At 35.9% G+C, this 24,358-nt stretch carries 19 protein-coding genes; 18 read left to right on the top strand and 1 reads right to left on the bottom strand.

The genetic code is table 11. The annotated features are described in order from the left end of the window. Positions 1-264: 264 nt before the first annotated feature. From IGL98_RS04905 to IGL98_RS04990, 18 genes are all read left to right on the top strand, one after another. The gene (locus IGL98_RS04905) at positions 265-414 is read left to right on the top strand and encodes a teichoic acid D-Ala incorporation-associated protein DltX (RefSeq protein WP_069645430.1); all 150 of its coding nucleotides are present in this window, start codon (positions 265-267) and stop codon (positions 412-414) included. Positions 415-428: 14 nt separating this feature from the next. Then, on the top strand, positions 429-1,946 hold the full coding sequence (gene dltA, locus IGL98_RS04910; protein WP_206911584.1) for a D-alanine--poly(phosphoribitol) ligase subunit DltA: 1,518 nt from the start codon (positions 429-431) through the stop codon (positions 1,944-1,946). Further along, the gene (gene dltB / locus IGL98_RS04915) at positions 1,943-3,148 is read left to right on the top strand and encodes a D-alanyl-lipoteichoic acid biosynthesis protein DltB (protein WP_206911583.1); all 1,206 of its coding nucleotides are present in this window, start codon (positions 1,943-1,945) and stop codon (positions 3,146-3,148) included. The genes dltA and dltB overlap by 4 nt, the downstream gene beginning before the upstream one ends. A 47-nt stretch (positions 3,149-3,195) precedes the next feature. Next, complete coding sequence (gene dltC / locus IGL98_RS04920; RefSeq protein ID WP_069645427.1) at positions 3,196-3,432, top strand: D-alanine--poly(phosphoribitol) ligase subunit DltC; 237 nt, start codon at positions 3,196-3,198, stop codon at positions 3,430-3,432. Then, entirely contained in the window at positions 3,432-4,703 is a 1,272-nt protein-coding gene (gene dltD / locus IGL98_RS04925; RefSeq protein ID WP_206846397.1) for a D-alanyl-lipoteichoic acid biosynthesis protein DltD, read from the top strand. Before dltC ends, dltD begins: the two co-directional genes overlap by 1 nt. A 154-nt stretch (positions 4,704-4,857) precedes the next feature. Continuing rightward, positions 4,858-9,195: a SpaA isopeptide-forming pilin-related protein gene (locus IGL98_RS04930; protein WP_206911582.1), complete on the top strand. Its 4,338-nt coding sequence runs from the start codon at positions 4,858-4,860 to the stop codon at positions 9,193-9,195. 886 nt (positions 9,196-10,081) lie between these two features. Beyond that, positions 10,082-11,164, top strand: coding sequence for a M42 family metallopeptidase (locus IGL98_RS04935; RefSeq protein WP_206846729.1), 1,083 nt, complete (start codon positions 10,082-10,084; stop codon positions 11,162-11,164). A gap of 20 nt (positions 11,165-11,184) precedes the next feature. Continuing rightward, positions 11,185-11,982: a DUF975 family protein gene (locus IGL98_RS04940; protein ID WP_206912657.1), complete on the top strand. Its 798-nt coding sequence runs from the start codon at positions 11,185-11,187 to the stop codon at positions 11,980-11,982. Between the two features lie 238 nt (positions 11,983-12,220). Then, positions 12,221-14,203: a MucBP domain-containing protein gene (locus tag IGL98_RS04945; protein ID WP_206846731.1), complete on the top strand. Its 1,983-nt coding sequence runs from the start codon at positions 12,221-12,223 to the stop codon at positions 14,201-14,203. Positions 14,204-14,365: 162 nt separating this feature from the next. After that, positions 14,366-15,106 (top strand): MBL fold metallo-hydrolase, encoded by a 741-nt coding sequence (locus IGL98_RS04950; RefSeq protein ID WP_277989064.1) that lies wholly within the window; start codon positions 14,366-14,368, stop codon positions 15,104-15,106. Positions 15,107-15,119: 13 nt separating this feature from the next. Then, entirely contained in the window at positions 15,120-16,124 is a 1,005-nt protein-coding gene (locus IGL98_RS04955) for a lipoate--protein ligase (RefSeq protein WP_206846734.1), read from the top strand. A 163-nt stretch (positions 16,125-16,287) separates the two neighbouring features. Next, entirely contained in the window at positions 16,288-17,784 is a 1,497-nt protein-coding gene (locus IGL98_RS04960; RefSeq protein WP_206846736.1) for a phytoene desaturase family protein, read from the top strand. Continuing rightward, the gene (locus IGL98_RS04965) at positions 17,765-18,652 is read left to right on the top strand and encodes a phytoene/squalene synthase family protein (RefSeq protein ID WP_242590260.1); all 888 of its coding nucleotides are present in this window, start codon (positions 17,765-17,767) and stop codon (positions 18,650-18,652) included. The genes IGL98_RS04960 and IGL98_RS04965 overlap by 20 nt, the downstream gene beginning before the upstream one ends. Before the next feature lie 142 nt (positions 18,653-18,794). Continuing rightward, a complete protein-coding gene (locus IGL98_RS04970) occupies positions 18,795-19,475 on the top strand; it encodes a class I SAM-dependent methyltransferase (RefSeq protein ID WP_206846738.1) in 681 nt (226 codons plus the stop codon). 76 nt (positions 19,476-19,551) lie between these two features. After that, the gene (locus IGL98_RS04975; protein ID WP_206846740.1) at positions 19,552-20,178 is read left to right on the top strand and encodes an endonuclease III domain-containing protein; all 627 of its coding nucleotides are present in this window, start codon (positions 19,552-19,554) and stop codon (positions 20,176-20,178) included. Positions 20,179-20,261: 83 nt separating this feature from the next. Continuing rightward, positions 20,262-21,107 carry an alpha/beta hydrolase gene (locus tag IGL98_RS04980; RefSeq protein ID WP_206912654.1) on the top strand — a complete coding sequence of 282 codons (846 nt, stop codon included), beginning with the start codon at positions 20,262-20,264 and terminating at the stop codon, positions 21,105-21,107. Between the two features lie 273 nt (positions 21,108-21,380). After that, positions 21,381-21,944, top strand: a complete 564-nt coding sequence (gene ahpC, locus IGL98_RS04985) for an alkyl hydroperoxide reductase subunit C (RefSeq protein WP_087639415.1) — start codon at positions 21,381-21,383, stop codon at positions 21,942-21,944. Positions 21,945-22,040: 96 nt separating this feature from the next. Then, complete coding sequence (locus tag IGL98_RS04990) at positions 22,041-23,729, top strand: FAD-dependent oxidoreductase (RefSeq protein WP_206846742.1); 1,689 nt, start codon at positions 22,041-22,043, stop codon at positions 23,727-23,729. A gap of 47 nt (positions 23,730-23,776) precedes the next feature. On the opposite strand, the gene IGL98_RS04995 is transcribed toward IGL98_RS04990, so the two are convergent. After that, the gene (locus IGL98_RS04995) at positions 23,777-24,310 is read right to left on the bottom strand and encodes a 3'-5' exonuclease (protein WP_206912652.1); all 534 of its coding nucleotides are present in this window, start codon (positions 24,308-24,310) and stop codon (positions 23,777-23,779) included. Between the last annotated feature and the right edge of the window lie 48 nt (positions 24,311-24,358).

Raw genomic sequence — 24,358 nt, forward strand, 5'->3', positions numbered from 1 at the left:
TAGTTTAAATTTTTTTAAAGTGATTCTATGCAATAATTATATGAAAAATGATAAAAACAATGATTTTTCTTGTATTTTCTTTACTATAAAGAGGGTGGAACAATAATTTTGATTTTTGTCCCATCTTCTTTTTATGCACAAGTGACAAAACTGTTAGTGTAAAAGAAGCTTTTATTCACGAATTAAGTTTCTTTTCTTGTTGGTTTTGATTACAATAGCAGTACAAAAATGTGAATATGTGTAATTTTGGAGGCATAAAATAAAATGAAACAATTTTTTGATAAACCTAATGTACAATATTGGGGCAAATTCATTGGAAAAACCCTTTTTTATTTTGGGATACTGCTAATGTTGATTTATTTATATCATTACAAAAATATTGATGGTGGCTCGTTTATTTACAATGAGTTTTAGGGAGGGAAGACTTCATGACGATTTTAAATATTATTGAAGCAATCGATCGTTGGGGAATCAAGGAGCCGAACCGCCCCGTTTATATTGAAACCAATCGAACGTATACTTATGGAGAGTTGAAAAAAGATTCTGATGCAGTGGCTGCGTATTTGCAAGAAAACATAGAGCGCACTCGTCCAGTAGTTGTTTACGGAGAATTAGAATTTGAAATGTTGGCGTGTTTTTTAGGGGCATCAAAAGCGGGACACCCATATATACCGATCGAAGCACATACACCAAAAGAAAGAATCGAAATGATTTTAGAGGTAGCAGAACCTGCAGTGATTTTTTCTGTCAGGGACTGGCCCGAGCTGGAAACTAGTGCTGAAATAATTTCATTAGAAAAACTACAGGATATTTGTGCTAAATCTTGGACTGCAGACGCGTCACTAGAACCTGTTGTAGAATCAGAAACCTACTATATTATTTTTACTTCTGGAACAACAGGTGTGCCCAAGGGTGTTCAGATTAGTCATACAAATCTTTTAAGCTTTGTTAATTGGGAATTGACAGACTTTGGGATCAATGAAGGCATGCGCTTTTTATCCCAAGCACCTTATTCATTTGATTTATCAGTGATGGATGTCTATCCTGCGTTGACTTCGGGTGGTTCTTTAACACCAATGCGTAAAGAGGTGATCAATGACTTTAAGCAATTATTTACGGTGTTGCCGACTTTAGAAATAGAAGTTTGGGTTTCGACACCTTCATTTGTGGATATCTGTTTGATGGAACCGACATTTGATGGAGAACATGTTGATGGCTTGAAGATTTTTCTTTTCTGTGGAGAAGAGTTGCCTAAAGCAACAGCACAGAAATTATTGGAACGTTTTCCTAAAGCACATGTCTTTAATACGTATGGACCGACAGAAGCAACAGTAGCCATTTCTGGCGTGGAGATCACACAAGAACTATTAAATGAATACAGTCGTGTACCAATTGGTCGTGTAAAAAGTGATACGAATGTTTACATCATGAATGATGAACATGAAGTCTCAGCAGAAGAAGTTGGCGAAATCGTAATTGCAGGACCAAGCGTTTCTAAAGGCTATCTAAATAATCCAGAAAAAACAGCGGATGCTTTTTTTGAATATAAAGGCCAACCTGCTTATCGCACAGGTGATGCTGGAAAATTAAAAGAGGGTAAGCTGATTTATGATGGACGGATCGATTTTCAAGTCAAACTTCATGGATATCGGATCGAACTTGAAGATATCGATCACCACCTTGCTGGCGTTTCTTTTGTAAAACAAGCAGCAGTTGTACCTAAATATCAAAATCATAAAGTTCAGCAACTAGTAGCTTTTGTAGTCGCTAATCCTCATGATTTTGACAAAGAATTTAAACTATCAAAAGCAATTAAAGAAGAATTAAGCCAATCGGTGATGGAGTATATGATTCCTCAGAAATTCATTTATGTGGAACAATTACCGCTGACAGCTAATGGAAAGATCGACCGTAAAGGGCTGATGAATGAGGTGAATGCAACATGATCGACTTTCCTCATATGATTCCTTATGCGAATCCGATTTATTTTATTTACTTGCTGATCGCACTTTTACCGATGATCCTGACTTTATTGATCAAAGGTAAACGTTGGGCATGGTATCAGGTTTTAGTTACACTATTGTTCTTATATATGAGCTTTGGCGGTGAAGATTGGAAACAAGGCGTAGCATTGATTGGTTATGTCATTTGGCAGACGATCTTAGTTTGGTTTTATTTTCATTATCGCCAAAAGAAAAATGAAAGTATGGTCTTTTATCTGGCTGTATTTTTAGCAATTTTGCCATTAGTTTTAGTTAAGGTAATGCCTTTTGTTTCTGGACATGCTTCATTGTTAGGATTTCTTGGTATTTCTTATTTGACCTTCAAGTCTGTGCAGATCATCATGGAAATGCGTGATGGGTCGATCAAAGAATACAATATCTTCCGTTATATTGAATTTCTGTTATTCTTTCCGACGATTTCGTCTGGACCGATCGATCGTTATCGCCGCTTTGAAAAAGATGTAGAAAATCCACCAACACCTGAAAAATATGTCGATTTTCTAGGAAAAGGAATTCATAATTTTTTCCTAGGCTTCTTATATAAATTTATTATCGGGTATTATTTTGGTCAAGTTTTGATGCCAGTTGTTTCTAAGATAGCTTTGAAAACAGGCGGTTTTTCTTGGGAATTAGTCGCTTATATGTATATTTATAGTATGTATTTATTCTTTGATTTTGCTGGTTATAGTTTATTTGCAGTCGGAACTAGCTATTTGATGGGATACGATACACCAGTCAATTTTAACAAGCCTTTCTTGAGCTGGAATATTAAAGAATTTTGGAATCGTTGGCACATGACGCTATCTTTTTGGTTCCGGGATTATGTCTATATGCGTTTGATGTTTACCTTGATCAAGAAAAAAGTGTTTAAAAGTAGAATTGTCGCTTCAAATGTAGGATATTTTGCTTTATTCTTATTGATGGGCGTATGGCACGGACTAACATGGTATTATCTGGCTTACGGATTTTATCATGCCGCGTTGATTTGTTTGACCGATGCTTGGTTACGTTTTAAGAAAAAACATAAAGAGCATATTCCTTCGAACAAATTCACACATGCGTTTGCGATTTTCTTAACTTTTAATGCAGTTTGCTTTAGCTTCTTGATTTTCTCAGGATTTTTAGATACATTATTCTTTAAATAAAACAAATAACCTACAGTGAAAAACTGTATGACAGAGGAGAACTACACATGAATATAGAAGAAACCATTTTAGATATTTTAGAAGAAATTGCTGGTACAGATGAAGTCAAAGAAAACAGAGACGTAGATTTATTTGAAGAAGGTTTGATGGATTCACTAGCAACGGTTCAACTATTAGTTGAAATTGATGGACAATTAGATGTACAAGTACCAGTTTCAGAATTTGACCGCGATTTATGGAACACACCAAATAAAGTTATCGAACAAGTGAAAGCATTACAATAATGAGCATGAAGAAAAAAATCTTTGGAATCTTTGGACCGATTCTGATTTCTGCGGTACTACTAGTTGCGTTCTTCTTTGCACCATTTAAAATAGATATGGACAGCAAACGTGTCTTAGCGGATGCTTCCACTTCTATGGCGACCAATGTGCTGAGAGGAAATGCAATAAAAAATAAAGCAATCGGTTCAAAGGAGTACATTCCATTTTTTGGCTCTTCAGAGCTGAGCCGTATCAGTCCATTTCATCCTTCTGTTTTAGCAGAAAAATACGATCGTAGCTATCGTCCATTTTTATTAGGAGCGCCAGGTACACAATCTTTAACGCAAGCTTTGATGATGCAATCAATGGGGGAAAATCTTTCTCATAAAAAAGTCGTCTTCATTATTTCACCACAGTGGTTCGTGAAAAATGGGGTAACCGATGATTACTTCAATGCCTATTACTCTGAGTTGCAAACCTATCAATGGGTCAGTGATTTAAAAAAAATAACTGCTGACGATGTGTATCTAGCAAAACGTTTAATGGATTTTCCAAAAGTAAAAGAAGACAAGCGTTTAGACAGTGCGTTAAAAGCTATCATTTCTGGAAAATTGCCAAGTTCATCTGATAAGCAATACATCGATTTGATGATCAATATGTTTTCCCGTGAAGATGAATTATTTGGCAAAATCGGTATGGTAAGCAAAGAGAAAGAAATTACAAAAGCTGAAAAACCCTTGCCTAATACTTATAATGTCAATGAGCTAGATCAACTAGCTGCTGAAATAGGTCAGAAAGCCACTAGTAATAATTCGTTTGAAATCTCGAATTCTTTTTACACTAAACGACTTAAAAAGAAATTAAATCGGTTAGAAAATTCACAAACAAAACTGGATTATCGCTATTCTCCTGAATTTTCTGATTTACAGCTAGTATTAAGTCAATTGGCTCAAGACAATGCTGAAGTGCTATTTATTATCCCGCCAGTGAACAAGCATTGGTCGGATTTTACAGGACTTTCTCAAGAAATGCTGCAGGACTTTGCAAAAAAGGTCAAGTATCAATTAACTACTCAAGGCTTTAATAATATTGCAGACTTTACTAAAGAAAGCGGCACTCAATATTTTATGGCGGACACGATTCACTTAGGGTGGCGAGGTTGGCTAGCTGCAGATCAAAGAATCAAGCCATTTCTTGAAAGCGATTCAGTTAAAACACCAAATTACAAACTTGACGAGTCATTTTATTCAAAAGAATGGCAGCAAAAAGAACCAAATGAGATAAATAAGTAATCAAAATGGAAAGTATAACTGTCTTTAAAACAGTTATGCTTTTTATTTTTATATATTAATTAAAAAATATTGTGATTTTTACTATAAGAATTTATTTTATATGTTAAAATAATGATAGTTATATTTTTTTTAATAAAAAGAAAAGAGGATATTGATGAAAAAACAGAAATTTTGGATAGTAATGGTGTTACTATTAATGATTGCTAACTCTTTGATTCCTGTGTTTAGTTTTGCTGAAACATTAACATCTGAAGAAACGTTGAATACTGGACAAACAAGTGAGATGTTGAACAAAGAAATTGCTTCGGAAAGTTCAGAAAGCGCTATTACAAGTGAGTCTTCATCCGACAACATGACAGCTAAACCCGCAGAATCAACTGAAACTTCTACCAGCATAGAAGTACCTGAGCACTCAGGAACAAGTGATTCTATTGAAAGCTTAATGAAATCAAATCAAGCAGAAACACAACAAACAGAGAACCTAGTAACAAATGTTACGCTGACCGATCCTAAAGGAGTAGAGTACGACACAACAACAAATCGTCCGCAAAGACAAGCGCCATTAAACTTAACATTACAAGTTGGAACGGACAATCAAACGATTCAGGCTGGGACATATGAATATCAATTACCAGCAGATATTGCAATTTCAAACAACATATCTGGAAAATTAGAGACAGTTGGAAGCTGGACAATAGATACTACAGGAAAGCTTACTATTATTTTTACAGAAACTGTAATCAATGGAAAATATCAAATCAATATTGAAACCAGTTTTATTCCCTACAGTAATGATAGTGATTTACTTAAAACGATTGTTTTCCCTTTAGCAAACGATCAGGAAAAACAATACGAGCTTTTATTTAAGCTTTCAGGTGAAGGAAGCATTCACCTGAATAAAAATAAAAACTTCAATACAGATGTTGTTTCTACAGAAATAAAAACCAATATCAATCGAGAAACAATACAGACAAATCAAAAAATAGTAGTCAAAAATACAGTTAATAAAAAAGACTCAAATCAGAATGAAGATGCATCAGCTTATATCAATAACAGAGATGTGAAAGTCTTTGAACAGAATGTTTCTATGGGTGGTAATTTGATTGGAGAGCCTGTTTTGTTAGGAAGCGGGGGTTATACACTTCAACAAAATGGTGCTAATTTAGAAGTTACTTTAGCAAAAGAAACAAATAAAGCTGTGATTCTTACGTATGAATCGGTCATTAAAGAAGAGTCGATTGCTAATGAAGAGCTAAACAATCTGAGAACTGAGGCGACTGTGTATGGAACATTACTTTCAAGTTATGTTTACTTCCAGTATAACCACAACCCTCATATAACTAAAAAAGGTGAGTACAATGTTAAGACAAATACAATTGTCTGGACGATCGATTACAATTTAGACAGCACAGAACTGAGTCAAGGAACTAAATTTACAGATATTCTCAAAGATGAGGTTGCCAATGATTTAACCTTCTCCAATTTGAAAATCTACTATTTATATATTTACGGCACCAATTTAATCAGCCAAGGTGGTTTTGCCCCAACAAGTCATTGGGATACCAGTGGTTTTGGCCAATACACAACAGATTACACTTATACCAATAATCCAACCCAGCCATCTACACAGGCATATCGATTTATCTATGAAACGGCAGTTCAAAATCCTAGTCCGCGTGAGATAGAAAATAAAGCTTCAGATGCGTTAGGAAGCGATGAAGCAAAAATCAACTTAGCACCATCAAATATTTCTAAGATATTGGAAGAAGATTCTCTAGATTTGGCAGATGGTACGGTGGACTGGTCAATCATTGTCAATAACAAACATTGGGGGATGCAGTTCAATCAAATGATCGATGCCTTTGGTGAACGAGTGAAAGAATTAGTAGATGGATCTGCTGATTTTTACTATTATGCTAAAGGTGATGATGACACTAAACATCCACTAGTTGCCGGACAAGATTATACGATTCGTAAAACAAGTTCTGGTTTTACAGTGGATATGTTAGGTGTTCATAACGGCATTACAACCAATAAATATGTTTTAACCTATACAAGTAAATTTGATAATACAGATGTTAAGGTAGGAGACGAACTAAGTAATAAAGTCTCTCTTGCAGGTAATGGCACGATTCCAATGGAAGCTTCGGCAACTTTTAGTATTCCTAACTTCTTAGTTGGAGGCGGTAAGAAAAACGTGGCCTATACGACCATTGCTGGACTATTTACTTGGACGATTGGAATTAATGAAGAGCGACATAAATACAAAAATCTGATTTTAGATGATGACATTGAGTCGATTCAAAAATTGGATAAAGATTCTATTGAGATTCTTGAACTCGATAAAATTATCAATGAAAATGGTAAGGAAGTAGTTCTGACGGGAGAAAAAATCCAACCCGGAGATGCCCGTTATCCAACTGTTATGGAAATCCAAGACAATCACATTCATTTAGAATTTTCTTCGATCGGAAATAAAAAAGTCGCAATCAGATATAAAACAGCACCAAGTATAGCTCCTGTTTCTGATTACTACACTAATTTTACAAATATAGCCAAAATTAGCGATGAACAGGACTACAAACATGATCTTAAAGCGGAACAACTGGTTGCTTTAGGAATCAATACTTACAAAACGGGTAGGGTTTCTACGGTAGATAATAAACTGGCTAGTTGGTTTGTCAAAACAAATATTATGCCAGAAAACCATCCCTATAAAAACTTAGTTTTGGAGGATAGCTTCACACTGAGTGATTCAACAAAAGCCGAAAATACTAATTTTGTGATAGGAAATGATGCATTTGTTGTCAGAGATTTGGTTACGAATAAAGTTCTTACTCTAGGTGAAGACTACGAAATTACTTTCACATACGACGCAGATCAGAGTCCAGCAGGATCATCTCTTAAAAATTTTGACACGAATTATTTCAAAATTACCTTTAAAAAGGAAACGAGAGGAGTTTCTGTAGAGTATCAAACTGTTACGACAAAATCAGCGAACGTACTTAATAGCGCTGTATTTTCAAATGATAAAGCAATCAAAATAGATTGGGCAACGGTGAATCATACAGTTACAAGTGGTTCTGGTTCAGGAAAAGGTGTAGGACAGATTCCGTTGAAAAAAGTTGATGCACGTACGCAAGAACCATTAAAGGGAGCAGTATTTGAACTGTTTGACAAAGATAGCAAACAATCACTAGGATTAAAAGTGACATCTGACCAAGCTGGAAATGCAGCATTCCAATCAGTGGCTGAAGGCGAGTATTTAATCAAAGAAATCACAGCACCAGCGGGCTATAAATTATCTGAGGAATATCGAGAAGGCGTCCTTTTATCAACAAAATCAGATGATGAAACAAATGACCCAAGCTATGTAACTATTGTTGAAAACCAACCAATCATCACAACTGGAACTATAGAATTGAGAAAAGTAGATCCTCAAGATAAAGCTTTACAAGATGCTGCGTTCATTTTATCCCGTGATCATCAGGGCGAAATAGAATATTACCAGATAGATGAACAAAGCGTGGTTACTTGGTCAAATGACAAAAAAGAAGCCCACGTTTTCAGCTCAAATGAACAAGGCTTGATCACTGTTTCTGACCTGACTGATGGGGCTTATGAATTTACAGAAGTAAGAGCACCGAAAGGTTACGAATTAGATACGGCACCTGTTCCTTTAACCTTGACGAAAGAGCTGATAGAAGCAGAAGCTGTGGCAAAGGGAACTAAGGTCAACCAATTACTGTTGGGAACGATACGTGTGAAAAAAATTGATCAAGAAACAAAGCAAGCATTAAGCGGAGCTCAATTTACACTCGTACCTAAAAATGATCCTACTAAAGAAATCAGCAAGACGACAGATGCTAACGGGTTAGCAGAGTTTGAAAGAGTACCGCAAGGGATGTACACGATTACTGAAACACAAGCACCTAGTGGCTACCATTTGAAAGACTATGCAGAAGATATCACGATCGATACAGAGCATTTGACTGTCGAACGAACCGTAGAAAATGAACATATCGTTGGAGAAATCCTATTCCAGCATGTAGATACAAGTGGAAACAAAATTGATGAGGACAACTTATTAACAGGAAAAGTGGGAACAAAACAAACAATCCAGCCGAAAGAAATCAAAGGCTATCGCTTTAAAGAAGTACAAAAACCAGCGCCTCAATTAAGAAATAGAATGGATCAGCTACTTGGAGTAGATGAAATCATGTTTACTGAGGCATCACAAAAAGTTGTCTATGTTTATGAGCAAGAAACGGTACCGCCTATCACTGATCCTGATGTACCGAAAGAAAAATTTGTGACAAAGACTAAAATCAATAATTCCACAAAAGCAACCACAGCTACGAAGAAAAAATTACCAAGTACAAATGAACAAAACGAAAACTGGTACAGCGTATTAGGAACTAGTTTGATTGTCAGCTTACTTGGTTATTACATTATTTATTATTATAGAAAAAAACAAATAGATAAAATATAATTTTTTAGATAAGGCAAAAAAGCGATAGGAATGCCCTTGTTGGGTATTTCTATTGCTTTTCATTTTTTATTTTTTTAAATATAGTTAATTTTTCAAGAATGTTAAGAAGTGTTATAATACGATTAGCGATAAACGAGTAGTTTATAGTTGTCTAGCTTCACGGGCTAGCTCCTCGGAAAAAAGATAAAATCTGATTGTGGCAAAAGGCGCCACTCTCCTATTTCCCTATTTTTCAGTCGGAGCTAAACGAGCCCGCTGCACTTTTATAGTTGTCTAGCTTCACGGGCTAGCTCCTCGGAAAAAAGATAAAATCTGATTGTGGCAAAAGGCGCCACCCTCCTATTTTCCTATTTTTCAGTCGGAGCTAAACGAGCCCGCTGCACTTTTATAGTTGTCTAGCTTCACGGGCTAGCTCCTCGGAAAAAAGATAAAATCTGATTGTGGCAAAAGGCGCCACCCTCCTATTTTTCAGTCGGAGCTAAACGAGCCCGCTGCACTTTTATAGTTGTCTAGCTTCACGGGCTAGCTCCTCGGAAAAAAGATAAAATCTGATTGTGGCAAAAGGCGCCACCCTCCTATTTTCCTATTTTTCAGTCGGAGCTAAACGAGCCCGCTGCACTTTTATTGTTGTCTAGCTTCACGGGCTAGCTCCTCGGAAAAAAGATAAAATCTGATTGTGGCAAAAGGCGCCACCCTCCTATTTTCCTATTTTTCAGTCGGAGCTAAACGAGCCCGCTGCACTTTTATTGTTGTCTAGCTTCACGGGCTAGCTCTCGGAAAAAAGATAAAATCTGATTGTGGCAAAAAGCGCCACCCTCCTATTTTCCTATTTTTCAGTCGGAGCTGAATGAGCCCGCTACACTTTTAAATTTAGGGAGGAATAATAATGGATCAAAAAGAAGAACGTTTATTAATAGACTTAACAAATGCTAAAGGAGTACCCGGAAATGAAGGGGAAGTCAGAGAGATATTCAAAAAATATGCGGAACCATTTGCGGATAAAATCATGTATGATGGTTTAGGCAGTATTATCGCCAAACGGGTTGGGGATAAAGAAGGACCGAAAGTTTTCTTCTCAGGACATTTAGATGAAGTTGGTTTTATGGTCACTCAAATCACACAAAAAGGATTCATTAAATTCCAAACACTTGGTGGCTGGTGGGGACAAGTTATGTTAGCTCAGCAAGTGCAAATCAAAACAAGTAAAGGTAAGTTATTTCATGGTGTGATCGGTTTAAAACCGCCTCATGTTTTAACCGCAGAAGCTAGAAAACAACCGTACGATGTTGCAGATATGTTTATTGATATTGGTGCATCAAGTGATGAGCAAGTGGCTGAATGGGGCATTAAACCAGGTGATATGATTACGCCTTATATTGAATACCGCCGGATGAATGATACTAAGTTTATGTTGGCTAAGGCTTGGGATAATCGTATTGGTACAGCTGTATCTTTAAGAGTTTTAGAAAATTTAGCGACAGAAGGACATCCTAATATTTTATTTGCTGGAAGCGATGTCCAAGAAGAAGTTGGCTTGCGTGGTGCACAAACAAGTACACATTTAGTTGATCCAGATATTGCCTTTGCACTAGATACTGGAACTGCAGGGGATACTCCTGGTATGACGCCTAAAGAAGCAGACTCTGAATTAGGCAAGGGACCGCAGATCCTAATTTTTGATGCGTCGATGATTCCACATAAAAAATTACGTGATTTTGTGATCCAAGTGGCAGAAGAAAATAATATTCCTTTCCAATACACGGTGATCACAGGTGGGGGTACTGATGCTGGTAGAATGCATTTAACTAGAAATGGTGTTCCGTCACTTGCAATCACAGTTCCAGTTCGTTATTTACATTCGCATACATCGATGATTCATGAAGATGATTATTTAAATACAGTTAAATTAGTGACAGAAGTAGTGAAGCGATTAGATAAAGAAACAGTAGACAAGCTTCGCAGTTATTAAATAAAGAGGAGATGATTAACATGAAAAGTCAAATAACAAATGGAATGCATCGAGAAAAAGCTCGAATATCACTAAAAAATCAATGGGGAACGATGGCTTGGATTACCTTTTTAGCTGTATTTATTCGCTTTATTATTAGTTCAGTGGTTGGTAGCATTGCCAATTTACCAAAAGATGGTGCGGGAAGCAATGTTATGTCATTTTTACTAAATAATTTCCTCTTCTTTGCAATTACTTATGGGACATATTACTGTGCACTACAAGTATTACGAGGAAAAAGAGTTCAACCAGGAATGCTAACAAATATTTTTCAAGGCAAGTTTTATCTTCCAATGCTATTGATTAACTTAATTCAATATCTTGTTGAATTAGTGTTGAATCTAATTGTGTTGCTGCCAATTCTCCTATCTTCTGGAGTAACGATGTATTTTGGGTTGATGTTTAATACTGTTTCAGTTGACCAATTTCAATCCGAAATGGGTGGAGATATGTTTTTAGCTCTATTATTACTGATCTTCGGATTTTTAATGATTTTAGTCGGTATTTTTGTTAGTGGTGTGTTTCAGTTCGCTGTGTGGGTAAAGCTTGATGACCCAGAATTATCAGTAGGAGATGCCCTTAAATATGCATTGTTCTTGATGAAAGGCCGTTTTGGTCAATATTTACTTTTACAAATTTCATTTATCGGTTGGTTTATTATTGGGGCTTTAGTATTCGGAATCGGTTTATTATGGGTGATTCCTTATCATGACGTTGCTGTGGCAAGTTTTTATGATACAGCTCGTGAAGAAAAAGGAGCACCGGTTGTTGTTGAATAAGAAGTCAAAATTTTAATCATTAACAACATATTACTATAATAAAAATCTCTTTTGTTTGGTTTTAATAAACTAGATATAACAAAAGAGATTTTTTAACTTGACTAAGACACACTATTTTAAAAGACAATTTTTCTTTGAAAGCATAAGTATAACGAATTTTTAGGAGTTCTTTTATTATACATAACGGTTGTTTTCAATTAGTATTATTTAAAAATGAGAATCCGATAGGAGAATATTTGTGAAAAAAACAAGTTTTACATTACTTTTTACTTTATTAATGAGTGTTTGCCAGCCTGGTTTGGTTTTGGCTGAAACTATTAACAGCAGTATTCCGCAAACCAGTGACACTTCAAAAGAAGCAGTAGAAGAATCAAGTGAAGAAGCATTTCTTTCAGATTCTGTACAATCTAGTGCAACAATCGAAAAAACTGAATTATCGGATAGTCAGGAATCAATCGATTTTACAGTCTCACAAGATAATAGCAGTACGCGCGACGCTTCCGAGCGTGATTCAGCTACTACTAATATTGCATCAGGTAGCTTTGGAACAAGTGACTGGTCTATTGATGACGCAGGTGTTCTTCATATTCAACCAGGAGAATTTGCCGATTCACCGAAAAATAGTAATGGTACGTATCAAAGTCCTTGGATGGACTATGGGACATTAATAAATAAAATTGTCTTTGAGGGGCCTGTTGTAGCATCAGCTATTATGGACCGGCTGTTTGAAAGATTTTCTAATGTGACCGAAATTGAAAATATTTCCTATCTAGATACTTCGAATACAGTCAATATGCAACGTGTTTTTGCTGAATGTTCTAAATTGGTCTCACTTGATTTAACTAGTTGGGATACGTCTAACGTTCAAGATATTTTTTCACTTTTTAACGGATGTGTGAACCTTGAAACACTAGATGTTTCAACATGGAATACACAAAATATGACTTCGATAACCTATGCATTTTCAAGTATGGCGAAATTAAAAGTACTTGATCTATCAAATTGGAAACTGACTCCGGTTAATGCAGCCCAAGGAGTCTTTATGGGAGATAGTTCATTAGAATCATTAGACTTGACAGGCTTTAACATGACTAGATTAGACGCTAATAGTATTTATGCAACAGCTTTATTTTTCCAAAATGCTAGTGCATTAAAAGAATTAAAGCTGAGTTCAAATTTCAGATTTATAGGGAGAAACGCAAGTACTAATCCTGAATTACCGATGATTCCTGAAAATGATATGTATACTGGAATGTGGCAAAACATTGGTGATGGTACGATCACTAACCCTAAAGGTGCAGATATATGGACGAGTAAAGATCTGATGAGCAACTTTGATTTTGCTCCAAAAAATGATACATACGTTTGGCAACCTGTTAATAGAATAGCAGCGGATGTTACAGTAACCTATGTAGATGAAGCAGGCGAAGAAATCCACACTGCCCAAACAATTGGTGGAAATATTGGAGATCCATATGACGCAACAAGTCCAGACTATAAGCTTGCAATAGACGGCTATACACTAGATGAAACGAATCTACCAGAGAATGCGACAGGAACATTAGGTGCTGATGCCCAAACTGTTGTGTATAAGTATACAAAAGATCTAGTAAAAGCAGCAGATGTTACAGTAACCTATGTAGATGAAGCAGGTGAAGAAATCCACACTGCCCAAACAATTGGTGGAAATATTGGAGATCCATATGACGCAACAAGTCCGGACTATAAGCTTGCAATAGAAGGTTACACACTAGATGAAAGTAAGTTACCTGAACATATGATAGGAGTACTAAGCGATCAACCCCAAAAAGTGGAGTATGTTTATACAAAAAATCCATCGGAAATGGCAACTATAACGATAAATTATGTAGATGAGACAGGGAAAAAAATCCATGATTCTAAAGTGATTAGTGGTCGTATTGGTGCCCTTTACGATGTTTCAACAGCAACTTATAAACTTACAATAGATGGCTACACACTAAATGAAAATAAATTACCCGAAAATTTAAAAGGTACTTTTGAAAAACAAAATCAAATAATAACTTATGTATATAACAAAAATAATCTAACTCAAAATAACCCAAAACCGACTAATACAAAAGACCAGTTGCCTTTAGCTGGTGAGGATAATAAAAAATCGTTGATGCTGATTGGAGCGGGAATTATATTATTAAGCGGTACTTTATACTTTGTTAAAAAAAGAAAACAACAAAATAGCTGATTCAATTATTCTAATTGAACCACTCATAAAGTCAATCAAGGACTAAAAGATAACTTAAATAGTTATTTTTTAGTTTTTTTTGTTCAATCATACCTGTTTTTATCAATGATTTCATTTTTTATGTTACCATTAAGTGAAGACGAATCAAGGAGGTCGATGAAGTTGAAAATAACTGTTCTAGGCTGTTTAGGTGCCTATCCTTATAAAGGAGAAGGAACCAGTTCTTACCTTTTAGAATCAGATGGTTTTAAGCTATTGTTAGATGCCGGAAGCACAACCTTAGTCAATTTAGAAGAGCATCTTGACCCATTAACATTAGATGCAGTGATTTTGACCCATTATCATTACGATCATATCGCAGATCTCGGCGTGCTACAGTATTATCGCCAGCTATATCCGGTGATGGAACCAACACCTGTGTTGCCTATCTATGGCCATACAGATGACCCTATTCACTTTGAAGCCTTGAATATGCCAGGAGTGTCGAAAGCCGTTCCTTATTTTGAAGCAGAAGAATTAAAATTAGGACCATTCCTTGTAACATTTATGAAAACAATCCATCCTGTCCCTTGCTATGCGATGCGTTTTGTAGAAGAAAAAACGGGGAAAGTGTTTGTTTTCACCGGTGACTCTGGTTACTTGGAAAGTTTTGTCGATTTTGCGAAAGATGCGGATGTCTTTTTGGCGGATACCTATTTATTTGAAGGAAATGAGAAACATCATGCTCATTTCACCTCTAAAGAATCAGGAGAAATCGCAAAAGCAGCAGCCGTTAAACATCTGATCCTGACCCATTTGCCCCAACATGGCTCATTAGAAGAGCTGAAACAACAAGCGGAAAAAGCAGCTGGAAATCAAGTATCCGTTAGTCTGGCAGAGAAAAATTTAGTTATCGAAATTTAAGGAGTGGTGAACTGTGATTTTTGTACCAAATGAAAATAACGACCCAAGAGTTAACTTAGCGATCGAGACGTATTTATTAAAAGAAAAACCATTAGATGAACCGATTCTATTATTCTATATCAATGATCCATCAATTATAATTGGGCGTAACCAAAATACGATAGAAGAAATCAACAAAGAATATGTAGATGAACATGGCATCCATGTGGTTCGCCGATTAAGCGGTGGCGGTGCAGTGTATCATGATCACGGGAATTTGAATTTCAGTTTTATCATGCCAGACGATGGCAACTCTTTCCGTGATTTTGCTAAAGTAACACAACCAATCATTCAAGCGTTGCATGAGCTAGGTGTTTCAGGTGCAGAATTAAAAGGTCGTAACGATTTGGTCATTGATGGAATGAAATTTTCTGGAAATGCGATGTATGCAACCGCTGGTAGAATGTTTGCTCATGGCACGTTGATGTTTGACAGTGATATTGATGAAGTTGTGAACACATTAAAAGTTCGCAAAGATAAGATCGAATCTAAGGGCATTAAATCCGTTCGCTCGCGAGTAACCAATATCAAACCGTTTCTACCAGCAGATAAACAAGACATGACGACCGAAGAGTTCCGTCAAGATATTTTATTGAAGATCTTTGGTGTCAATTCTGTTGATCAAGTAAAAACATACGAACTAACGGATGAAGACTGGGTGAAAATCAACAAGATCTCAGATGATTATTATCGTAATTGGGATTGGAATTATGGTAAATCACCAGCCTTTAACTTAGAACGTCATCAACGCTTTCCGATTGGTTCCATCGATGCGCAAATGAATGTAGAAGATGGCGAAATCAAAGAAATCAAAATCTTTGGCGATTTCTTTGGACTAGGTGAAATCAAAGACGTAGAAGAAATTTTGACTGGCACAAAATATGAAAAAACAGCGATTGAGGCAGCTGTTGATCAAATCGATATTAAAAAATATTTCGGTAATATTGAAAAAGACGATTTGGTTGGTTTGTTATACTAAACATATATAATGTGTCAGTATAGTTTATTGGAATTATATGTGATCGTACTATAACCTTTGAGTTATAGTACAATCACATATTTTTTTGTCTGAAAAATCTAAATAATTTACATTATCTTCTGATAAAGGTATACTAAAAAAAACAAGTTGGCGGTGTAGTATATTGAAAAAAATTATAGTAATTGGTGCTGGAGCAGCTGGTTTAGCAGCTGCTATTCGTTTGCAACATGAAGGTTATGAAGTCCATTTATATGAGAAAAATAAGCAAGTCGGCGGTAAAATGTATCAAATCAAGGAGCAAGGATTTACGTTTGATGTAGGTCCAACGATTGTAATGATGCCAGAAATTTATCGTGAAGTGTTTGAACAATGTGGGAAAGATCCTGAACAATACATACCAATGAAAAAAGTTGATCCGATGTTATCCTTAAATTTTCCCAACGAAGAAACATTGAACATGTCATCAGATTTGGTTTCTTTAACTACTCTTTTAGAGGGGATTTCAGAAGATGATATGCAAGGGTATTTAGACTATTTGGCGAGTATCTACAAACGTTATCAAATCGCAAAAAAAGCCTTTATTATGAAGTCATTTCGGTCTTTTTGGGATTTTTACAATCCCAAATCATTGATTGATGGTTTTAGATTGCATACATTTAATGATGCGTATAGTTCGATTTCAAAATTTGTAAAAGACGAAAGATTACGCAAAGCATTGGCATTTCAAACGCTTTATATAGGTGTTTCTCCATATAATGGTCCATCTCTTTATACGATTATTCCTATGATCGAATTGATTTATGGCATTTGGTTTATTGAAGGCGGAATGTATACTTTAGCTACAGGGATGGCCAAGGCATTTGAAGAACTTGGCGGTACGATCCACCTTGATACAGCTGTGGAAGAAATTATTATTGAAAACAAGCAAGCAAAAGGAATCAGGACAGAAGAAGGGCTTATTTCAAGCGATTATGTGGTTTGTAATGCTGACTTTCCTTACGCAATGAAATCATTGTTGCCGGATGAAAAAACAAGAGGAAAATATACAGATAAAAAAATTGATCAGTTAGACTATTCCTGTTCATGTTTTATTCTTTATCTTGGGCTGGATAAAAAATATCCAGTTGATTCTCTTCACACAATTCGATTTGCTGCAGATTTTGAGAAAAATATTAACGATATTTTTGAAGATGGTCATTTACCAGAAGATCCTTCTTTTTACGTATATGTACCCTCATCCATCGATGAGAGTTTAGCGCCAGAAGGACATGAGGGCGTCTATGTTTTAGTACCTGTTCCAGAACTTTCTCAAGGAGTGAACTGGAATGAGTCAACAACGAGTGAATTTCGTCAAAAAATTGTGGACTTAGTAAAAAAGGAAACTATTTTTACAGATATTGAAGAACATATCGTTTTTGAGACAGTTTATACACCTGAAGATTTTAAGAAAAATTTCAATGCGTATAATGGTGCAACTTTTGGACTAAAACCTACTTTGAAGCAAAGTAATTATTATCGTCCACATAATAAATTTGATTATGCAGATAATCTTTATTTTTGTGGAAGTAGTACGCATCCAGGTGCAGGAGTTCCAATTGTTTTAACGAGCGCAAAGTTAGCAGCAGAGGAGTTATTGAAAGATGATGCAAAGAAAAAATGAATTAAATGAACTATTTTCAATGTATGAGTCAGACTTTGCTATTTGTAAGCAAACGATTCAAAATCATTCGAAAAGCTTTTATAAAGCTTTTTCTAAACTCCCAAAGCAAAAAGCATTAAGTATTTTTGCAATTTATTCTTTCTGTCGTGAAGCGGATGATAGTATCGATGTGTATAATGACCTTGAGAGTCTAAATAAATTAAAGCATGAATTGGACGATTTCTTAGCAGGTGACATCCCAGATCGCTATTTTTGGCGTGCGTTAGTTCCAGTTTTTGAAACATATAAAATGGATCACCAACCTTTTTATGATATGTTGAGTGGCCAAGAAAAAGATTGGGATTTCCAACAACCAGATACACAAGCGCAATTAGAAGAGTATTCTTATTTCGTTGCAAGTTCAGTGGGATTAATGTTGCTGCCCATTCTTTCAACTAAAGCTGACAATATAAAAAAACAAGCGATTCAATTAGGACAAGCAATGCAAATTACAAATATATTAAGGGATATTGGGGAAGATTTAAAAAAACAACGCGTGTATCTTCCTAAAGAAGTGATGAAGAATTTCGATGTTTCTTTGGAAATGTTAGAAAAAGAAATAATCAATGATTCATTTATCGAATTATGGGAGTACGAAGCGCATAGAGCAGAATATTTGTATAAACAATCTCTAACAATGCTTCCGGATATAGATGACGACTGCCAAGAAGCATTGCTGCTTGCTATGTATTTTTACAAAGGAATTCTAGATGCAGTTAGACAAAGCGGCTACCAATGTTATAACAAAAGAAATTTTGTGAAGAAAAAGCAGCAATTTGAACTCTATCAAATGGTGAAAAGCCGATTGAATGGCGCCTTATTTGAATAAAATAAATGAATCGATGGTATAAAAAAATGTAAATACTTTTTTTATTAAAAACTGTAAAGAAAGTCTATCATCTGAAAAAAATTTCTGCTATATTACTATTAGTGAAGAGTAGAAATGATTGACAGTTGGAAGGATGAAGAGAGTGCGAAACGAAATGATGCATCGACCAGTTGTAAAACAAGAACTTGTTGATTTTATGCGCAATAAACAAAAAAAAGTCCAAGGTGAACTTGGCGTGATTGAAGAAGAAGCACACGAGGCAGGAGTACCGATCATACCTCATGAAACCGTTGCGTTTTTACAATTTTTCTTAGATCAAATCAAACCCAAAAATATTTTAGAAATCGGAACAGCAATTGGATTTTCTTCTAGCTTGATGGCGCAATACGTTGGAGAAGACGGACATGTCACGACCATCGATCGATTTGATGTCATGATCAGAAAAGCCAAAGTAACGTATGAACGTTTAGGATTGACAGATAAAGTGACCTTATTGGAAGGACAAGCGGCAGAAGTTTTACCTACGTTAACAGGTCCTTATGACTTTATATTTATGGATAGTGCGAAATCCAAATATATTGAATTTTTACCTGAATGTTTACGTTTATTACGTGTTGGCGGCGTGCTGATGGTAGATGATGTTTTCCAAGCAGGAACGATTTTAGACCCAATCGAGGAAATTCCACGTAGTCAAAGAACAATTCATAGAAAGTTGAATCAATTCTTAGATACAGTCATGACTCATCCAGATTTGACATCGACTTTATTGCCATTGGGTGATGGCGTGATCATGATCACAAAAGAAAGAGAAATAACTGAATAACGATGATAAGGCTTGGGTCAGGATTTAATTATTTTGATCTGAGTTTTTTTATGTGATAATAAAGGAATAGATAAATATGAAATCAGATGAAGAGAAGCAACAAGTGTTAAATAACTTAGTCGCCCATTATGGTTTCCAATATTGGTGGGAAGATGAGAATCGTATATCTGATTGGGTATCGATGATTTTGATCCAGCAAACGACTGAAAAAAATGCTCATAAAGCATTAGGGAATTTGGCCCCTTATTTAACCGTAGAAAGACTTCAGGAAATCGAGTTGGAAACACTACAGGAACTGATTCGTCCAGCAGGATTTTTCACCCAAAAAAGTAACTATATCAAAGCATTGATCAATTGGTTTGTTTCTCATGATAGTGATTTTGATAAATTCCGTGCATACTCAACTGAGGAACTTAGAAAAGAGCTGTTGACGATCAAAGGTGTCGGGTCAGAAACAGCAGATGCGATGCTTCTTTATATATTTGAACGAAATGTCTTTATCGCGGATCAATATGCGATTCGTTTATTTAATCGTTTAGGGTTTGGTCCATATAAGACCTATGAAGAAATGCGGAAAGATTTTATTCATTTGACAGAAACAATCCCACATGATTTATGTAAAGAATGGCATGCAGCAATCGATGTTCATGGTAAGCATTTTGGCAAAGATAAGAAGATGGATGAAACGTTTTTAATCTCCTAAACTAAATTGTTCTCTTTATTTTGTGTTTAATTTTCGTTTAAGTTTCAAGGCGTACACTTTCCCTATAAGAGGAGGGAAACGTCATGGATAATACTAAAAACATAAAAAGAGGGGTTTCTAAAATACTTTTGATTGTAGGTGTTGTTCTAATGCTCTTTCTTTTATTTCAAAAAAGCTTAACGGCATTTGCCGAAAAATTTACACCAACGAGTGAACCTGTGGAAATTCAAACGCCAACGATTTTTGTTCCAGGCACTAATGGAACGGCCAATCGATTCAATGGCTTGATTAAAACGTTAGATTCAAAAGCGGATGTGTTAAAAGTTACTGTAGCAACGGACGGAACTGTTTCTTCTAAAGGGAAACTAACCAGTTCAACTGAACATCCTATGATCGTGATTGCATTTGAAGATAGTAGTGACAAGACATTGCCTGTTCAAGGAAAATGGTATCAATTAGCATTAAGCTATATTCAAAAAAAGTATTCATTTGAAACATATAACTATCTAGGCCATTCCAATGGTGGATTAGTGATCACATCATATCTGGAAGAATTTCAGCAACCTGATGATCCTAAATTAGCCAAATTGATAACACTAGGAACACCATACAACGATACATCAAAAAAATATAATGACGCTGTGACATCATTTACACAACTAAAAGAAACTAGCGATTTGCTCAACGGCTATTTAAACAATCTAGAAAATATCCCTGATACGATCGAGATGTTAAATATTGCTGGAGAAGTTGATGATACGGCATCGGACAATACGGTTCCGGTACAAAGTGTTTTTTCTGGAAGGTATATTTATCAGGAGCAAGTAGCTGATTATCAAGAAATACTGATTCAAGGAGAAAATACGAGTCATAGTGAGCTAGTTGAAAATCAGAAAGTCGTTCAATTATTGAAAGAATTCTTTTGGTAGAATAGAATGAAGATGAAACAGGACAGGGATTCTTTTCTTTGTTCTGTTTTTGTTTTATTGTGTAAATATGATCAGACAAACAAGAAAGGGTGTTCTTTCATGTTATTGAGAATGAAAGAGCTATTTTCTCAAAGAAAAGACGAAAATGGCAAAAATAAAATAACTAAACTATAATAATTCTATTGACATAATAATTTTAAATTGATACGCTAAGAGTGTAGAAAAATGGAGTGGCTTTGCGGCTAACTTTTAAATTTTAGGAGGAATATGTATATGAATTTAATCAACACAAAACTATTAGACTTTGAATGTGACGCATACCAAGATGGAGATTTTATCAAAGTTTCAACGGCAGATGTATTAGGTAAATGGAGTATTTTCTTCTTCTATCCAGCTGACTTTTCATTTGTTTGTCCAACAGAACTTGGCGACATGCAGGATCACTATGATCATTTAAAAGAGTTGAATTGTGAAGTTTACTCTGTATCTGAAGATAGCCACTTTGTGCATAAAGCTTGGGCGGACGCGACAGATACGATCGGTAAGATCAAATACCCAATGTTAGCTGATCCAAATGGTAAAATTGCTCGTTTCTTCGGTGTTTTAAATGAAGAGTTAGGTCAAGCATACCGTGGCACATTTATCGTTAGCCCAGAAGGCGAAATCAAATCATACGAAATCAATGACATGGGAATCGGCCGTAACGCTGATGAGTTAGTTCGTAAATTAGAAGCGTCTCAATTTGTAGCAGAACACGGCGATAAAGTTTGTCCAGCAAACTGGAAACCAGGCGAAGAAACAATCGCACCAAGTTTAGACTTAGTTGGTAAAATCTAAACCATTAAATAGATAACTGTAAGACTTCCTTTTTTAGGGGAGTCTTTCTTAAAATTTATAGATCAAAATAATGAGACGTACAAAAGGAGAACATACATGAGTCAAGAAATTTATGATTTGATCGTAATCGGCGGCGGATCAGCTGCTTTATCAGCTGGGATATATGCAGGACGTGCGATGTTAGATACATTGATCATTGAAAAAGACAAGATTGGTGGACAAGTAACGACGACGTCTGAAATCGTGAACTATCCAGCGATCCGTGCAACAACTGGTCCTGAATTGATGGAAGATATGCGTTTACAAGCGCTGGATTTCGGGGTTGAATTTACAACGGATGAAATTATTGATGTTGATTTAAGCCAAACTGTCAAAACCGTCAAATCTGCTACAAAGACCTATCAAGCCTATGCTGTGATCATCGCAACAGGTGCGTCAGCACGTAAAATCGGTTTCCCAGGTGAAGTTGAATTTACAGGACGTGGGATTGCTTATTGTTCAACCTGTGATGGTGAATTCTTCCAAGGATTAGATATTTTCGTACTGGGTGGCGGTTATGCGGCAGCCGAAGAAGCGGTTTATTTAACTCGTTATGGTAAATCAGTGACGATGATCATTCGTGAACCTGATTTTACTTGTGCTAAATTAACAGCAGAAGCAGCCAAACAACATCCTGATATCAAGATCGTCTACAATACAGAAGTCAAAGAAATCACTGGCGATGACTTTGTTCGTAAAGCTGTTTTTGTTAATAATGAAACAGGCGAAGAGACGACGTATGAAGCACCAGCTGACAGTACTTTTGGGATGTTTGTTTTTGCAGGAAATAAACCAAGTACTGAGATTTTTGAAGGCAAAGTCGAATTAGATCGTGGCTATGTACCGACAAATGAAAATATGGAAACCAACGTTCCTGGTGTCTATGCAGCCGGAGATTTACGGATCAAAGAATTACGTCAAATCGTTACCGCTGTTGCAGATGGTGCAATCGCTGCAACCAATGCACAAAAGTACATCACAGAAGAAAAAACAAAAGCTGGCTTGCCGATCGTCAATGAACGTATGGAAAAACGTTTAGCGAAACAGCATGCTGAAAATAAAGAAACACAACCAAAAGCAGAGAAGAAACCTGCTAAAGCAACAAGTGGTAATAACACATGGTTCCCTGATGCAATGAGAGAGCAGCTAGGTGGTATTTTCGGTAAATTAACGAAGAATGTAACCTTATTACAAGTCATGGATAGTAGCGAAGAGAAATCACTCGAATTAAATTCTTTCCTAACAGAGTTTGCATCATTAAGTGATAAAATCCTGTTGGAAACCGTTCAAAAAGGTGCTGAATCTGACGTAGAAGCGAAATATGGCATTGATAAATTACCAAGTGTTGTTGTCTTAAATGACCAAGGTGAATACACAGGAATTAAATTTAGCGGTATTCCAAGCGGACATGAAGTCAACTCGATTGTGTTAGCTGTTTATAATGTAGGTAGCGCTGGACAGCCAATAGAGGAGCCAGTCGTTAATAAAATCAAAGAATTACCGAAGAAAAAAGTACAGATTTTCGTTTCATTGACTTGTCATTACTGCCCAGATGTTGTAGCAGCATGTCAGCGTATTGCTTCGATCAATCATAATGTTGAAGCTGAAATGATCGATATCGGTGTTTTCCCAGAATTGAAAACAGAAAAGAAAATCATGAGCGTCCCAGCGATGATCATTGATGATAAGGATATTGTTTTTGGTTCTAAAAATATGGATGAGATCGTTGAGATTTTAGAGAAATAAAAAAAAAGCCGAATCCACTGAACATTTTGTTCAGGATTCGGCTTTTTTTATTTTATTGTAACAAGTTTTTTTAACGGTTCAACACCAAAATGTTTTTCTTGATACAAAAGAATTTCAGCACAAGCTCGACTATCTTCTAGAGCATCATGGTGATTGTTCAGCTGGATATCTAGATTATCACAAATGGTGTTCAACTTGTGATTCGGCATCTCCGGGAATAGCTTACGGCTAGTCTTCACCGTACATAATGAAAGGTAATTTGGCTGATCAATGCCATAATAATCCAAGCATCCAGCTAAAACACCACAGTCGAAAGGCGCATTATGAGCGACAACTAAACTATTCGCTTTAAAGCAACCTTGAATTTGCTTCCAAACTTCTGGAAATTTAGGTGCATCGGCTACATCTTCTGGTTTGATCCCGTGAACTTGAAAGTTTTTCCAGAAAAAATCAGTTTCTGGTTTAATCAAGGAATAGTATTCATCAACGATTTTATTATTTTCTACTTTTACTAGCGCGACAGAACAAGCGCTATGTTTAGCGTAACTAGCTGTTTCAAAGTCTATGGAATAAAAATTCATGTTCATTATCCCTTTCGGTTCAAAATTAATTCATACATGTAGTATATC

It is taken from the genome of Enterococcus sp. DIV0840 (assembly GCF_050527835.1).
Lineage (GTDB): Bacteria > Bacillota > Bacilli > Lactobacillales > Enterococcaceae > Enterococcus_L > Enterococcus_L ureasiticus.

Bases quoted from the DNA above. Each gene is read 5' to 3' on its own strand.
- IGL98_RS04905 (WP_069645430.1), top strand. From the start codon at position 265: ATGAAACAATTTTTTGATAAACCTAATGTACAATATTGGGGCAAATTC.
- dltA (WP_206911584.1), top strand. From the start codon at position 429: ATGACGATTTTAAATATTATTGAAGCAATCGATCGTTGGGGAATCAAG.
- dltB (WP_206911583.1), top strand. From the start codon at position 1,943: ATGATCGACTTTCCTCATATGATTCCTTATGCGAATCCGATTTATTTT.
- dltC (WP_069645427.1), top strand. From the start codon at position 3,196: ATGAATATAGAAGAAACCATTTTAGATATTTTAGAAGAAATTGCTGGT.
- dltD (WP_206846397.1), top strand. From the start codon at position 3,432: ATGAGCATGAAGAAAAAAATCTTTGGAATCTTTGGACCGATTCTGATT.
- IGL98_RS04930 (WP_206911582.1), top strand. From the start codon at position 4,858: ATGAAAAAACAGAAATTTTGGATAGTAATGGTGTTACTATTAATGATT.
- IGL98_RS04935 (WP_206846729.1), top strand. From the start codon at position 10,082: ATGGATCAAAAAGAAGAACGTTTATTAATAGACTTAACAAATGCTAAA.
- IGL98_RS04940 (WP_206912657.1), top strand. From the start codon at position 11,185: ATGAAAAGTCAAATAACAAATGGAATGCATCGAGAAAAAGCTCGAATA.
- IGL98_RS04965 (WP_242590260.1), top strand. From the start codon at position 17,765: ATGATGCAAAGAAAAAATGAATTAAATGAACTATTTTCAATGTATGAG.
- IGL98_RS04975 (WP_206846740.1), top strand. From the start codon at position 19,552: ATGAAATCAGATGAAGAGAAGCAACAAGTGTTAAATAACTTAGTCGCC.
- IGL98_RS04980 (WP_206912654.1), top strand. From the start codon at position 20,262: ATGGATAATACTAAAAACATAAAAAGAGGGGTTTCTAAAATACTTTTG.
- ahpC (WP_087639415.1), top strand. From the start codon at position 21,381: ATGAATTTAATCAACACAAAACTATTAGACTTTGAATGTGACGCATAC.
- IGL98_RS04990 (WP_206846742.1), top strand. From the start codon at position 22,041: ATGAGTCAAGAAATTTATGATTTGATCGTAATCGGCGGCGGATCAGCT.
- IGL98_RS04995 (WP_206912652.1), bottom strand. From the start codon at position 24,310: ATGAATTTTTATTCCATAGACTTTGAAACAGCTAGTTACGCTAAACAT.